General features: G+C 42.8%; 9 protein-coding genes and 1 tRNA gene. 5 read left to right on the top strand and 5 right to left on the bottom strand.

From position 1 onward, the window contains the following. The first annotated feature begins 647 nt into the window (after positions 1-647). Positions 648-1,238 (top strand): oligoribonuclease, encoded by a 591-nt coding sequence (gene orn, locus GKR41_RS03035; protein ID WP_226809704.1) that lies wholly within the window; start codon positions 648-650, stop codon positions 1,236-1,238. Between the two features lie 489 nt (positions 1,239-1,727). Continuing rightward, the gene (gene pmbA, locus GKR41_RS03030; protein WP_226809703.1) at positions 1,728-3,086 is read left to right on the top strand and encodes a metalloprotease PmbA; all 1,359 of its coding nucleotides are present in this window, start codon (positions 1,728-1,730) and stop codon (positions 3,084-3,086) included. A gap of 15 nt (positions 3,087-3,101) precedes the next feature. Here the strand turns inward: pmbA and GKR41_RS03025 are convergent, their stop codons facing one another. Then, positions 3,102-3,596, bottom strand: coding sequence for a dihydrofolate reductase (locus GKR41_RS03025; protein ID WP_226809702.1), 495 nt, complete (start codon positions 3,594-3,596; stop codon positions 3,102-3,104). Between the two features lie 134 nt (positions 3,597-3,730). Further along, a complete protein-coding gene (locus tag GKR41_RS03020; RefSeq protein ID WP_226809701.1) occupies positions 3,731-4,567 on the bottom strand; it encodes a thymidylate synthase in 837 nt (278 codons plus the stop codon). A 1,150-nt stretch (positions 4,568-5,717) separates the two neighbouring features. Between GKR41_RS03020 and GKR41_RS03015 the strand changes: the two genes are divergently transcribed. Then, positions 5,718-5,882, top strand: coding sequence for a hypothetical protein (locus tag GKR41_RS03015; RefSeq protein WP_226809700.1), 165 nt, complete (start codon positions 5,718-5,720; stop codon positions 5,880-5,882). A 667-nt stretch (positions 5,883-6,549) separates the two neighbouring features. Here the strand turns inward: GKR41_RS03015 and GKR41_RS03010 are convergent. Both GKR41_RS03010 and fdxA read right to left on the bottom strand, forming a co-directional pair. Further along, a tRNA-Asn gene (locus GKR41_RS03010) sits at positions 6,550-6,625 on the bottom strand. Positions 6,626-6,732: 107 nt separating this feature from the next. Further along, on the bottom strand, positions 6,733-7,056 hold the full coding sequence (gene fdxA / locus GKR41_RS03005; protein ID WP_226809699.1) for a ferredoxin FdxA: 324 nt from the start codon (positions 7,054-7,056) through the stop codon (positions 6,733-6,735). A 181-nt stretch (positions 7,057-7,237) separates the two neighbouring features. Here fdxA and pncB point away from each other — a divergent pair, with 181 nt between their 5' ends. Together pncB and GKR41_RS02995 are read left to right on the top strand one after the other, a co-directional pair. Then, on the top strand, positions 7,238-8,437 hold the full coding sequence (gene pncB / locus GKR41_RS03000; RefSeq protein WP_226810245.1) for a nicotinate phosphoribosyltransferase: 1,200 nt from the start codon (positions 7,238-7,240) through the stop codon (positions 8,435-8,437). A gap of 569 nt (positions 8,438-9,006) precedes the next feature. Beyond that, positions 9,007-10,509 carry a DNA recombination protein RmuC gene (locus tag GKR41_RS02995; protein ID WP_226809698.1) on the top strand — a complete coding sequence of 501 codons (1,503 nt, stop codon included), beginning with the start codon at positions 9,007-9,009 and terminating at the stop codon, positions 10,507-10,509. Between the two features lie 1,462 nt (positions 10,510-11,971). Here GKR41_RS02995 and GKR41_RS02990 read toward each other — a convergent pair. After that, a complete protein-coding gene (locus GKR41_RS02990; RefSeq protein ID WP_226809697.1) occupies positions 11,972-15,115 on the bottom strand; it encodes an Rne/Rng family ribonuclease in 3,144 nt (1,047 codons plus the stop codon). Positions 15,116-15,223 lie beyond the last annotated feature (108 nt).

Here is a 15,223-nt window from a genome sequence, read left to right as displayed (position 1 = left end):
TGCTATTGCAGCACTACCGCTTTAAAATCACAGAGTCGCTATCAAATCAACTCAACTAGCTAGCATCAAGCCGACGAAGGAGTATGTCAGAAAATCATAATACGGGCTGTAAAATATCAAGTCTTGTATGGGCGCATGAATAACTGAATACATTACATAGCAGTTCCTCATGTTATAACTGCAGTTGGGTTATATTTCGATATAGATAGGTGACTCGCTAATGCTGTGCGCCGCTCAAACAAGGAACACTTAATCCAGAATATTGGACGAAATTATTTTTAAAGTAGTACAAACTAATATTTCTTAGCTATAGGCTAATAAATATTAGCTCTGCAGGATTACATTATTTTTAATAATTAACAATATATTTATATTATAACACTATGCGCAGTCCATCTGAAAATGAACTCATACTATAATAGCAGAGAGCGTAGATATTAAAAATATTAGACTCATTCATATACCGCTCACTAGAAATACTTTGTATTTAGCCACATGCTATATTAATTATGAGAATTGCGCCAACATACACCGTTCTCAACATTTATTTATAAGAACGGTGTATTTGTTATAGCTATGCTTTCGACATAAATATTTTGACTTAGTGCTTCAAGCAAAATAGCACAGAATTTATTTAAATAGTTTATATGAGCTCCAATTTTAAGAAACTAGATAGCCACCTCACTCTACCTAAGAGTGAATGTAATCTAATCTGGTTGGATATGGAAATGACTGGATTAATTCCGAACACTGATCGGATTCTTGAGATTGCTATGGTAGTCACCAATGCGAACTTATCAGTACTTGTTGAGGGTCCAGTACTATCGATCTATCAATCAGATTTAACGTTAGATGCAATGAATTTATGGAACAAAAGAACACATGGTTACTCGGGCTTAATTGAGCGGGTTCGTATCTCGTCGATTACCGAAGCTGATGCAGCTTCCTTATTTATCGAGTTCTTATCACAATATGTTCCAGCTGGAAAGTCGGCGATGTGTGGAAATTCGATTTGCCAGGACCGTCGTTTTATGGCGTGCTGGATGCCAGAGCTAGAAGCATTTTTTCACTATCGTAATTTAGATGTAAGCACACTAAAAGAATTGTGCCGTCGATGGAGGCCAGAGATCTATCAGGGATTACAGAAGCGCGTATTGCATAGCGCTTTAGATGACATTTATGAATCACTTGATGAGTTAAGGTACTATCGGAAACATTTCCTACGCATGCATGCCTAACACCTCTACAGCGCTAGGTGCGGGGTGCCTTGGGCGTGCAAAAAAACTAGTCAGAACTACATATATGGGAATATGTACCCGATAGTTTTTTTAAAATTAAACATGGTTCGCAAGAGCTGCTAACGTTAGTATTCTATAAGTTGTCAATAAACCGCTCCTTATATAATTTCAACTTTTAGCACTTGCTTTTATAGACACTATAATGTTGTGTGCTTTGTTTACTGCATCATATAATTCCTTTTCGGGTATAGATGATTAAACAGCATATCTTTGCGTAGTGTGCTCATAAGTGTTTAGCGCTGGAATAGTTGTTATGAAGTTTTTTAATTTCGCCCTATGTACTACCTCGGATGCTTTAGAATATAACGGTTTCAGCAGTATTACTGCCTGGTTTTACCTTGCGTGTAATACTTATATTTTGGCAAGTCGTTTTCGCGATTAGGCAGTCAGCTTGTTATGATTGTATCGTTAAACAAGGATTAAACTGATATGGCAGTACAGCGGCACGTATTCCTACACACTCAGGTGGAACTAAAAAATATTGCATCGGATATTTTGCGATATGCCAAGACTCTTGGGGCAACTAATGCAGCAACTGAGATCTCGGAGGGCGATGGCTTATCAGTATTAGTGCGGCGAGGCGAGGTTGAAACGATTGAGCAAAACCGCGATAAAATGATAGGTGTATCTCTATTAATAGGCAAAAAACTCGGTAATGCAAGCACCTCTGATTTCTCGCCAGCAGCACTGCGTGATACAGTAGCTGCCGCATATAACATTGCGCGGTTCACGGCAGAGGATAATTGCTCCGGACTTGCTGAAGCAGAGTTACTTGAAATGCATCCAATGGATTTAGATTTGTTTCATCCTTGGGATCTCTGTACTGAGGATGCCGTAGAGATCGCACGTCGTGCGGAACAGGCGGCTTTTGACACAGACCCACGGATCTGTAACACTGAAGGTGCTAACGTCTCAGTACAGCATTCACAGTTTGTTATGGCTACCTCGCATAGTTTCATCGCGGGTTACCCGTACTCACGTCATGGTATCTCCTGCGCACCGATTGCTGGCAGTGGCCAGCAGATGCAACGTGATGACTGGTATATGATGCGCCGCTGTGCAGCCGAGCTAGACATGCCTGAAGCTATAGGTCGCTATGCTGCTAAGCGTGCACTAGCGCGTCTTGGCTCCCGCCGGCTTAATACCCGTAGGTGTCCAGTATTATTTGAGGCACCTCTTGCTGTTAGTATACTTGACGCTTTCGTACAGGCAACCAGCGGTGGGGCATTGTACCGTAAGATGAGCTTCTTAACTGATTCGTACGGTAAATCTATATTTGCGCCGCATGTGCAGATCCATGAGGATCCGTATATACCTCGAGGGCTTGGCAGCGTCCCATTTGATAGGGAGGGTGTACGCACTGCTAGGCGTGAAGTCGTACGTGATGGCGTCGTACAAGGGTATTTTTTATCGACATATTCCGCTAGAAAGCTAGGCTTAAAAACTACAGGTAATGCTGGTGGCCCACATAATCTACTACTGACTAGTACGATTACGGGGGAAGATGATGACTTCCAAGCAATGTTACAAAAGCTTGGAACGGGTTTGCTGTTAACTGAGCTTATGGGGCAAGGTGTGAACTTTGTAACGGGCGATTACTCGCGCGGCGCATCAGGATTTTGGGTAGAAAATGGCCAAATCCAGTATCCAGTTGAAGAGATTACGGTTTCGAGTACGCTGCAACAAATGTTTTCACAAATCGTTGCGATCGGCAACGATAGGATCGTACGCGGGACGAAAGAAACTGGATCAGTACTAATCGAGCATATGACCATCGCTGGCCAGTGAGTTCTTAGGCAGATTTTAGATCCTTTCATATTCAGCAAATGCGTAAGTAAAGTCATTCGGTGAGCGCGCGCGATAAGTTTCGCGCGATACCTCGCGCCATTGCTCTCGCGATAGCGCAGGAAACATTACATCGCCTTCAAATATGTAATCAATCTCGGTAATAATTAATCGCTCGGCATATCGCATGCCCTCTTGATATAACTGAGCACCACCTATCAAGTATGCAAACGGCGCGCATATTGTTTCGCAAAACGCAATTGCTGCCTCCAGGCTTTCAACTGTTTTACAACTATTAAAACGCCGACTAGAATTGTGAGTCACGACAATATTCGGCCGGCCCGGCAGTGCGCGTCGAATAGATTCATGAGTCTTACGTCCCATAATAAGCGGTATACCCATCGTTTTACGCTTAAAATGGACAAGATCCTCAGGCAGATTCCATGGAAGTTTATTATTGCACCCGATTACGCCGTTACGTGCGTGGGCGACAATTAAGAAAAGAGTCGTCATTATTTTACCATAAAACAATCTAAGAATTAGTCATCTTTACTTTATATAGGCAAGAGCCTAGTATCGGTTATCGATAGTAAATATAAAATAGTAATAGCTGTTAATACGGCTGATACTTTAGGAAGATGCTCTAGCTATACGGAAATCGGTGCAGCAATGGATGGATGTGGGTCATAGCCAGTAATCTCAAAGTCTTCAAAATTGTAATTAAACAGAGTTTCTGGGTGTCGCTTAAGAATAAGCTTTGGTAGCGGCCGTGGCGTACGGGTGAGTTGCAGCCGGGCTTGGTTGGTATGATTAAGATATAGATGAGTATCGCCGATTGAATGGATTATTTCGCCAGGCTTCAAGCCGAGTTGCTGCGCAATCATATGAGTGAGAAATGCCAGTGATGCACAGTTATATGGAATACCCAGGAACCAGTCGCCAGAGCGCTGAGTGAGCATACAGCTCAGCTTATTATGAGCAATATAGAACTGATATAGAATATGGCATGGTGGCAGTGACATGCGACCGTCTAGAGCATTTTGTGCGGGAGATTTCGACTCATCTGGTAGGCATGATACATTCCATGCGCTCATAATATGACGGCGGCTATCCGGATTCGTGCGCAGCGAGTTAAGCAGTGCCTGTACTTGATCGGTCTGAGTGCCATCAGTATTACGCCAGAAACGCCACTGCGATCCATAGATAGGTCCGAGTTCTCCGTCAGGCGCAGCCCATTCGTCCCAGATTGTCACTCCATTCTCATTTAAGTAACGAATATTCGTATCGCCTTTCAGGAACCATAACAATTCGTAAAGGATCGATCGCACATGTAGTTTCTTAGTGGTCAGTAGTGGAAAACCAGTAGATAAGTCATGTCGATATGACACACCAAACAGTGAGCGCGTGCCTGTTCCGGTGCGATCATTCTTAATTGCGCCGTGTTCAAGTAGCTCCCGAAGAATAGACAGATACAGTACATCCATGAACTAGCGCTGAGTTGTTTACCTGGCTAAATATAGCTATAAAATCGAATAGGCTATTTTACATATAATTTTTATTAGTATCGTATGCTTATTTAGCTATTACCAGCACAAAATAAATATTTATATAGATTTCTGTAGAATTCTTAATTGTGTGTTATATCAGTAGTCTGAATGTTAGCTATAGGCTATTTGTCCTCACATAGATCTATATACACTCAATGTTGGTATCATGCTTGTAATAGCTTTAAGCAAGATAAAAATTTTTAACCCACAATAAGCTCCGCTCATGACAAATTAAGTCACAGCATAGTATGCTTAAACATACTATTACTCACAGCATCACCCACTGAAAACTATAATCGATGTAGTATCTGTTGATTGCCTACAAGAATTTTGTACGATAATGATCGTTATATTTTCCTAACGCAAACTACGTACATATTATCTGATATTTTCTGAAATAGGTAAGCTAGCTTACTTTTGCGCACAGTGGTATTGTAAAATCTACTGCGACATTCTTTGCAGAGCAGAACTGTGGCGTGAGCAATAGTTCGTATCTGTTTTCAACTAATAGCGATTATAACCAACGGGCTAAGTAAGCTCTTCTACCCTTAGCGGGCCTCATTATAAGGATCGTTATATCAAAAGAAAGGGTTTTAACATACGGTATCCGAGGAAAAACCTAGTTTCATGTATCTCAGGTATACCGTTACTGAGTAATCGTTTCTTACAAGTGATAGCTAGTCTCTAGAATTCATCGGTGATCTTGTAACCATAAGAATCAGAGACGTGCAAGTCTATTCGGAGACTGTCTCCGGAGCTTTTATAGATGGTCTTTTTAAAACAGTTTATCTATTCTGCCCGACTTTTCTGTAAATAATCTCGAGGGACACTAATGCCCACCATTTAATCAGTCTGTTGTATTAAGTTCAACTCTACGTTGATAACAGTAAGTGTTACGACACTTACTTGAAGTGACTAGAATTAAGAACATACTTGTTTTGCGTAGACGGAGCAAGCAAGTGTTAAATCTAAGGACTAATGATATGTTGATGCTAGGTCTGGTCAATACGCTCACTTGTTTAAAAGTGAAATTCAAATGCTTTAGTGCAAATATTGCTATATAAGCCTTCGATAGGCTAGCGATGATATGTCATCCATTTTTAATAAGATAAATTCATCTTATCCGCGCATAGTGGGTATTTCATCGCATTATCCAAATTATTTTTTTGAAGCGGCACCTAAAAATGCAGGATTAATTTCTCCGCATCACGCGATGCGCGTTGAAGCTAATCTTGCTACATTGAGGCTTTAGTAAACTATACGCATAACATATATAATCTTAATTATCGGTTGTAATTACTTTGTCAAAGTTTCTGAGCAGATGCTAATCCACGGTGCTTTAAAGCTAAAGAGCGACAACCTGCCGTATATAATTAACGTTTTGGTTTAGATTTTTTGAAAATATCTTTTGTATTATATCTTCCAATATGATAATTAGGAATTTATACAAATTGGTATGCAAATGATCTGATTTTTACTATGTATTAGCTAGATTCTCACAAACTCATCGCAGAGTTAGTAACGTTTAAATAAGTCTCATGGTATGCTCATACATAGCCTAGGTAGTTTCAGAACAGTGGTTTACCTGTAAACTACGGGGTTAATTGGCATACATATCTTAATACTTAACTAGTACATAACAAGTAGCGTCAATACTAACCATGTGGGTAGCGGAGCTACTCAAATTGCTATTTTTTGGGCGTTTGAAACTGCAAAAACGTTTAGTAAATAGTCGATTTGTTGCAATCTACGTAGAGTAGAGCAGTAAAAAATTTTAGTATAAGAGTAAACAGCACAGTTAGTTTCTAACATTAAATGCCGTATTTACGTAAAACACTGCGTGTAGGCACACATAATTTTTATATTATTGACATAATACACAGACACTATCTTATATAGGCATCTAATTTTTAGAATTTTGGCTCCCCGACCTGGGCTCGAACCAGGGACACACGGATTAACAGTCCGTTGCTCTACCAACTGAGCTATCGGGGAAAAAGATCAGAACAGTATTCTGTTTGTGTCCTATCTTTTTGTCAATAGATAGATATTAAAGGTCTACATTGATAATCATCAATGTAGACCTTATACATACATCTGGCTTATCGCTCAAGCAGCTTTAGCTTATCTTGCACGTCTTGCCATACTTCTGCGTCTGGTAAAGCAGGTTTAGTTCGCGTGATGCTGGGCCAATTCTTTGCTAGTTCCGCGTTCAATTGAATAAATTGCTGTTGATCTGCGGGTATATCTTCTTCCGAATAGATTGCATTAACTGGACACTCCGCTACACAAACGGCGCAATCAATACATTCATCAGGGTCGATCGCAAGGAAGTTCGGACCTTCGCGAAAACAGTCAACTGGGCATACATCAACGCAATCAGTATAGCGGCACTTAATGCAGTTTTCGGTTACAACGTGAGTCATGAAAGCTCCTGCATCTATATATAGATAGCCATATCGGCAAATAATAAAGCGATAGAACTACATAATTACTTTTCTAGCTTACTGCTTCCTAGTTTCGCTGATGATGAGATGCTGTTATACACTTTAACAATGTTTTATATGTAACACATTCAATTTTACTGTTTGTCTTATCTAGGCGATGATGATTATCACTTCTTTACTCGATACTGATCTCTATAAATTTACGATGATGCAGGTTGTGCTGCATCATTTTCCTGCTGCTAGCGTTGAGTACCGGTTTCATTGTCGCACTCGAGATATTAATTTAGTGCCATACATAGACGAGATTAAGGAGCAAATAGGGTTATTATGCCGGTTGCGCTTTTCCGATGACGAGCTTTATTATTTGCGTCAGTTGCGCTTTATCAAGAGCGATTTTGTCGATTTCCTTTCGCTATTCGAGCTTCAAGAGAAATATATTTGTATTCGGCCTTCAACTCAGACTGACGGCACGATCGAGATCGTTGTTCATGGGCCATGGCTACATACAATCTTATTTGAGATTCCAGTGCTAGCGATTGTCAATGAGGTCTATTTCCGCAATACGCAGCGCGCGCCAGCATACAACGAGGGGCGCGCGCGGCTGATAGACAAAATGTCGATGTTAGGCGCTAAGCCTAACTATGCCGATTGTAAGATTGCTGACTACGGTACACGACGCCGTTTTTCCAAGCAGTGGCACGAGGAGGTTGTCTTAGCACTAATGAGACAGCTTGGTAAACAATTTTCTGGCACGAGCAATGTATACTACGCGATGAAATATGGGTTGACACCGCTTGGTACAATGGCGCACGAGTATCTGCAGGCTTGTCAGGCGCTAGGGACTAGACTACGAGATTCGCAGATCTTTGGTTTTGAGGTATGGTCTAAAGAATATCGGGGTGATCTAGGTATTGCGCTGTCCGATGTCTATGGTATGACAGCATTTCTGCGCGACTTCGATATGTACTTTTGTAAGCTATTTGATGGTGCGCGGCACGATTCAGGCGATCCCTTTAAGTGGGGTGAGAGGTTATTAGAACACTATGAGATAAACCGATGTGATCCCCATACTAAGATTCTAGTCTTTTCCGATGCACTCGATATCCCAAAAGTGCTACAGTTGTACGAGCGTTTTCGAGGGCGATGCCAGCTAGCATTTGGTGTAGGTACTAATCTAACTAACGATCTAGGCTATATACCACTGCAGATCGTGATGAAAATAGTCCGATGCAATGGCCAGCCAGTTGCAAAATTTTCCGATTCTCCCGGCAAAAATATGTGTAACAATCCTGCGTATATCGCGTACTTACAGCAGGTGTTCGAGATTGACTCGCAGCCAGATAGAGCTAAGCAAGCATAATGCGAGTGGTATGGAAAACGCGCTACCCGTTTGGTATCAGAATCCCGCTTGCTCTGTGATGCCCAGAAATCTAGTGCCATGTGCACCCCTCGCGGATGATTCTATTTATAGCACTTATCTGCAATATATACTATAACTTCAATTATATACTGTAATAGGCCAGTTGATTAGTAGCTTTAAGCGGATACGTACAGCTTATATATCTTACGTATATCCATATTGAATAAATTCCTCATTAATATCACTGATGCAAAATATGAGATAGTTTTTGTATTTTGATATTAGACTTTATCTTACTGCTGTATTCTGCATATTAAATGGATATTAATAGTTTGAAGCTGATCTATAATTAATAGAATACAGTTTAATATGTTTTATATTAATTACCCTTTTACTAGGTGGGCAGCTCTCTAAGTCAAGGCAAAACTCGCAGCGAGAAGCATACTATACTAGTATAGTATGCACTATCTAAGCTGATTTGCCAGTTTGTTACCAAACCAGATATTGATATAAATCGCAATAATTATCTTTTCACGCACACAGCCCGCTGATACCAATTACCCCTGTATATGTTAAAGATTATCCTAGCTACAGTAGTTGTATTAGCTGTTACGCTATTTATTTTCGCGTCCATGATACGAAAACGTAATTTTAGTAAGACAACCAAGGCAATGCTCCAGGTGATCGTGGAGCGCCTACGTGAACTAGGCGATATCTTCGTACACGCCCAGGCAAAGTTAGAGCGTGAATTGCGCTCGCAGTTGCTCGAAAGCTCTAGCGTATCCAGAGCCGATGCAGGCGCCGGTGTTACTCAATTACAACAAGTGCTATCGGCACAGCTTATAAGTATCGCTACGGTGCAAAATAATCAGATTGATAGCTTCGCGCAGCAATTAAGTAAACTTACGCAGAGCAATGCACAGCAACTTGATGCCTTTCGTCTATCTGGGCAACAGCAGGCGCAATATGCGCGCGAGGAGCAAGCTATTGCATTAAAGAGATTTAGCGATACATTAAACCAGCAATTAGCCGTGTTGTCGGAGAGCAATGAGCGGCGTCTTTCAGAGGTGCGAGCAACTCTTGAGAAAAAGCTCAAAGATATTGAGGCTAATAATTCAACTAAGCTTGATGAAATGCGGCGCGTTGTTGATGAAAAGCTTCACGCCACGCTTGAGCAGCGCCTAGGTGAGTCTTTTAGGATGGTATCGGACCGACTTGAACAAGTGCATCGTGGTTTAGGCGAAATGCAGACCCTTGCTGCAGGAGTTGGTGACCTGAAGAAGGTGTTAACGAACGTTAAGACACGTGGTAACTGGGGCGAGGTTCAGCTTCAGGCTTTACTTGAGCAGATGCTCACGATTGATCAATATGCAAAAAATGTGGCTACGGTGCCGCATAGCAACGAGCGAGTCGAATTCGCGATTAGGCTACCAGGCCGGAACGAAAGCGAGAAATATAATGCTCAACCAGTATGGTTGCCAATCGATGCAAAATTCCCTCGCGAAGACTACGAGCGATTAATCGAAGCACAGGATAGAGCCGACTCTATTGGTCTAGAAGACGCTTTTCGAGCACTAGAAACCCGCGTTAAGCTAGAGGCTAAAGCAATTACAGATAAATATGTATCGCCGCCGTATACGACTGACTTCGCCCTGCTATTTCTACCAACAGAGGGACTCTATGCGGAAATCTTACGCAGACCTGGGCTAACTGATACGCTGCAGCGCGATTACCGAGTCATGATTGCTGGACCCACTACGCTAGCTGCACTACTCAACAGTTTGCAGATGGGTTTCCGTACACTGGCGATTGAAAAACGCTCTAGCGAGGTATGGCAAGTGCTTGGTGCAGTAAAAACGGAGTTTGGAAAATTCGGAGACGTTTTAACAAAAACAAAGAATCAGCTTGCAACCGTTGCTAAATCAATCGAATTAGCCGAAACTCGGACACGGCAGATGAATAGAAAACTGCGTGATGTAGAAGCTCTACCTGGAGAGAAAGTTGCAGAACTGCTGGAGGATGACGAGAAAACGCCCAAAATGCTACAGAGCGGTATCGATGATTCAGTATGAAGGCCCCACAAGCCCAGTAGAGGTCTAATACACGGATATTAATACTGCATAACCCCCCCCAATACAGTTTTGGGTGGGGGATGGGTTTTCTCTCCTTCTCCGGAAACACATATGAGCGCTACTTAGTAGCGCTTCGTTTCTAGATACGTGCAGCAGTCTACTATGATTCCGTATTTTCACTGCTCACCCGAAATAGATGTGTAGCTTCTCAATAATAACGTCTCCAGCTAGTACCTCAAAGTACTATGAGCTAGTATACGTCTTACTGGTTCATATTCAATGCGGGTACATTAGTATCTAGGATACTAATGTCGGAGTAAAAATATAAGGCCTGTTTTATATTGAAGTAGTGTCCATTCTTCCCGAGAATAGTCGTGCTGACGCGTATCTTAAAATTACGTAAAATAATAATGAATACGCAAAACAGAGATTTAAATAGAATTATCTCGTTAATAACTTAACGATTAGTTCGTTACAACACAAATAGACTACGTTCTTTCGAGGTAATCGACCTAGGGTTAATGATCTCTCAAATACTACAATAATCAGCATTACTTATCGCACATAGAATACCCGTTACTTTCGTAGGAAGTGCGTGCAATTTTCAGGTAATACTAGCCAGCCCTGATGAGCGACATAAGCTAGGGTGATAATCAAGTTTTTGCAGAAAATTATTCAAGTACAATCTCAATTGTCTTGAAGGTAGAGCACAATACAGTATTCAGTATCTTTATATACCTATTTTAGGTAAGACTGAATCTTAAGAGTCAGTCTAGTCGAATCGCCGTAGGATGCAGCTCTACTCAGCTGAGTCTATTACTGCACACGTGTAGAGTCTACGTTATAGATAGTCTATATACTACTGCGTTTACAGTATTGACCTGCTCGCGTGCGCTAGTCAGATGAGAACTACGCTTAAGATCAATACTATCTATGTTCGGGCAGAGCAAAGTACCTCTTATAGCAAACTACTGTTATGCTCCTATCGAATGCAATTCGTCAGAAGTCGAAAATCTAGTGGTGCCCATTTAAAATCATGGCTTTTTAGAGAGAGACAAGAAAATCATTCAGGGGAATGTATAACACATGCAGTTGGCACCTCAAGCTCGCAAGCGCGATAAGCTCTCTACTATTTCTTATTTGGTCTGCACCATCATCGATGGTTGTCTATACTGCGGCATGACTGTATGCGAGCATGTTTAGGAGGGGCAGCCGTGTATTCTGTGACAGAAAAAATCTAGTTATAGTTTAAAATTCTTTACCATATGCTATAAATGCAGTAAAAATTGGGGTTTTATAACTAATAAACGTAGTTTACCATAGCACATATCGAGCTGCTTAAGAACACATTTGCCCCGCAATCAGCTCATTTAGGGATAATCCGAATCAATTCACTAGTAGAGTGAAAAGTGCGCTTGCTAGATAATGGGCTAAGAGCCCTCGCCGGGGCAAGGGTTATCTGCTATAGCCTGCGTCGGGTCTCAACTTGTTGCATTAATTCTATCGGTGGCATGGATAATGGGTTATGTTTACGATCACTGCTCGATATCTTTTGAGCTGATTCCGAGGCTTTCTGTATCGATCGCAGCTTGTCTGGATCTGTATGAACCCACACCAGTCCAGCAGATTCCAGAATCGGAGTCAGAGTGTCAATTGACAACACGCCTACCGCTTCATTGCCGATAATAGTTTTCCCATAGCCCGCCTCACCGCATCTATACACTATGTTATCTGATTGCGTAGATGGGATCTGATCCGATATAACGGGGGCACAAACGCGAGTCGACTCATCTTCGATTTTCGAGATTACTAGCGCTGGTTTATCACTTCGTAGCAACACCGACTTATCGCATTCCACTGATTCCAATTTAGTCGGATCTGATTTAGTAGCAGTGATGACTACCGTTGATGCCGACGATGGTCGAAGAAAGGGTTCTTGTGTCTGTGAAGCTTCACTAGTGATGTGATGATCCGGGTACGGATCATCACATTCCGGTTTAACAACTAGTGGTTGTGTTGTAATCATTTCTAGTTTCTTGGTAGCAGATACGGATATGTGTAACCTTGAGTAGTATTCACTAGATTGATTAGCTTCCATCGATTTGGTGGATCTATCCGGAGCATGTTCGACTACTGACTCTAGCTCTGGAGTGTATCTGTGAGTCGATGCTGGTTGATCTACTGATTTAGTATGGGCTATAGCGTTCAATGCGGCGCAACTCATTTTTTCTTTTTCTACAATTACCTCTTGGGCATCAATCATATTAACCCCTCCCTCGCTATGTTCGCGTCTCCCACCTCGCCGTCCACGCCGACGGCGTCGGCGTTCTTCGCCGTCTCGCACGCAATCAGTTTCTGGTATCAGGCTAGAACTTGTTAATCCAATTGTCTCTTTCTGGGATTGTGCGACTCCCTCCTTATCGCGCAATAACTCAATCGGCAGTTGATCTAACCGCTTATGCGTATCTTGTTCACTACGTCCGTTCTGGTCAGTATATTTATTACTATACTCACTACCACTGGCCCATTCAGTGCCCTCTGTACGATCGGATTTCACTATCCGTTCAATACGAATTGGTTGTTTTGCCTTTATACGGGTTTTAGATTGCTGCTCCTGGTGTGAAACTCGGGTATCGCACATATTTTGCTCGTTGCTAGGTATACGTCCGGCTTGTATACCTTGCTCATCACGACGGGACTCACGACTCGATTGAGCAGCAACATGAGGTATCGACGCACGATTATCAGACTGATGTTTCTGTCGATATAGTGCGTTACATTCTGCGTTTTGATTGGTTATGTTACTAACTCGCTCTCCGATAGGCTGCATTGGAATACCTTGGTCTATAGCCTTGGTAGTCCTAGTGAGGGACTCTACGCTAAAAATGCGTCTAAACCACCCAATAAGCCCCCTACTTGCTATAGCTGACAGTGCGATCGGTGTGTACGATGACGACTTTGATGTCAAGCTCGGTCCGGTGCTGGGTGCGCGCATTTCAGGGGTAATTCCTTTGACGGCGGCCTCCTGCTTCGGCTTTGCGTCATTGTCACGCTTACTGCAATCAATTTCTAACTCCAACTCTCGCGCTGCCTCTTCGGCTATACGCCAGGACGCACGGGGTTCATCAAGTCGAGCGTCGTGATAACGTAGCCGCTCAAGCTTATAATGTGGTGTTTTGAGATGTTTATTTGGAATTAGCGACACGTTAACCTTGAAACGTGATTCAATCCTATTAATTTCCTGGCGTTTTTCATTCAATAAGAAAGACATCACCTCGACTGGCACTTGACAGTAGATTGCCGCGGTATTTTCCTTCATTGCCTCTTCTTGAATAAGTCTTAATACTTGTAGAGCCGACGATTCAGTATCGCGGATATGGCCGGTGCCGTTACAACGCTGGCAGGTTACGTGGCTGCTCTCAGACAGAGCTGGACGTAACCGCTGGCGCGACAGCTCCATAAGCCCAAAACGCGAGATCTTACCCATTTGAACTCGGGCACGATCATGCTTGAGCGAATCCTTAAACCGCTGTTCGACTTCACGCTGGCTTTTAGCCGATTCCATGTCGATAAAGTCGATCACAATCAGCCCTCCTAGGTCACGTAACCGCAACTGACGCGCCACTTCATCGCTCGCCTCCAGGTTTGTGCGCAAAGCTGTTTCTTCGATATCGGCGCCCCTAGTAGATCGGGCGGAGTTTACATCGATAGCTACTAACGCTTCTGTATGGTCGATCACAATGGCACCGCCCGATAGCAACGGTAAAATGCGAGAATATGCTGTCTCGATCTGGTGCTCAATTTGGAATCTTGAGAATAACGGCACATCATCATGGTAGCGTTTTACCTTACCAAGATTGTCTGGCATTACCACTTCCATAAACGCGCGCGCCTGATCGTGGATATCCTGTGTATCAATTAGGATCTCACCAATATCCGGTTGGAAACAATCTCGAATTGCGCGGATTACTAGGCTTGATTCAAGATAGATAAGCAGCGGCGCACATGCGCCGCTTGCGGTTGTTTCAATAGCACGCCAGAGTTGCAATAAGTAATTTAAGTCCCATTGCATCTCTTCGGCGGAACGACCAATTCCCGCAGTGCGAGCGATCATACTCATGCCCTCCGGAAACTTAAGCTGCGACATCGTTTCTCGCAATTCTTTCCGGTCGTCGCCTTCGATACGGCGCGATACGCCACCGCCACGCGGATTGTTGGGCATTAGTACTAAATAGCGCCCGGCCAATGAGATAAACGTGGTTAGTGCGGCGCCTTTATTTCCCCTCTCTTCTTTTTCAACCTGGACAATGAGTTCCTGACCTTCATGCAGCACGTCTTGGATTCTTACGGGATGCATATCGACATCATTCTTGAAATACTGCCGGTTCACCTCTTTAAATGGCAAAAAACCATGGCGATCTTCGCCATAGTTAACGAAACTTGCCTCAAGCGACGGCTCAATTCGCGCAATCACTCCTTTATAGATATTGCCTTTACGCTGTTCGCGCCCAGCGGTTTCGATATCGATATCGATTAGTCTCTGACCATCGACAATCGCCACGCGCAACTCTTCCTGCTGCGTTGCGTTGAACAACATACGTTTCATTAACAGCTCCAGTGCGGCCCAGCGTCCTACTACGGTCTAGATTAAAACCGGATAAGCAGTGGTGCGCCGCCTTTTGTCAAAAAACACGCTCGACCAGGAAACTTTGTC

Origin of the sequence: Candidatus Vallotia laricis (genome assembly GCF_020541325.1) — a bacterium.
In the GTDB taxonomy this organism is placed as follows: domain Bacteria; phylum Pseudomonadota; class Gammaproteobacteria; order Burkholderiales; family Burkholderiaceae; genus Mycetohabitans; species Mycetohabitans laricis.
Note: the sequence above shows the minus strand (reverse complement) of the source record. Positions and strands in the feature narration are given on the sequence as shown.

Excerpts from the sequence above, each read along its gene's own strand:
- orn (WP_226809704.1), top strand. The coding sequence starts at position 648 with ATGAGCTCCAATTTTAAGAAACTAGATAGCCACCTCACTCTACCTAAG.
- GKR41_RS02990 (WP_226809697.1), bottom strand. The coding sequence starts at position 15,115 with ATGAAACGTATGTTGTTCAACGCAACGCAGCAGGAAGAGTTGCGCGTG.
- pncB (WP_226810245.1), top strand. The coding sequence starts at position 7,238 with ATGATTATCACTTCTTTACTCGATACTGATCTCTATAAATTTACGATG.
- fdxA (WP_226809699.1), bottom strand. The coding sequence starts at position 7,056 with ATGACTCACGTTGTAACCGAAAACTGCATTAAGTGCCGCTATACTGAT.
- pmbA (WP_226809703.1), top strand. The coding sequence starts at position 1,728 with ATGGCAGTACAGCGGCACGTATTCCTACACACTCAGGTGGAACTAAAA.
- GKR41_RS03020 (WP_226809701.1), bottom strand. The coding sequence starts at position 4,567 with ATGGATGTACTGTATCTGTCTATTCTTCGGGAGCTACTTGAACACGGC.
- GKR41_RS02995 (WP_226809698.1), top strand. The coding sequence starts at position 9,007 with ATGTTAAAGATTATCCTAGCTACAGTAGTTGTATTAGCTGTTACGCTA.
- GKR41_RS03025 (WP_226809702.1), bottom strand. The coding sequence starts at position 3,596 with ATGACGACTCTTTTCTTAATTGTCGCCCACGCACGTAACGGCGTAATC.
- GKR41_RS03015 (WP_226809700.1), top strand. The coding sequence starts at position 5,718 with ATGTCATCCATTTTTAATAAGATAAATTCATCTTATCCGCGCATAGTG.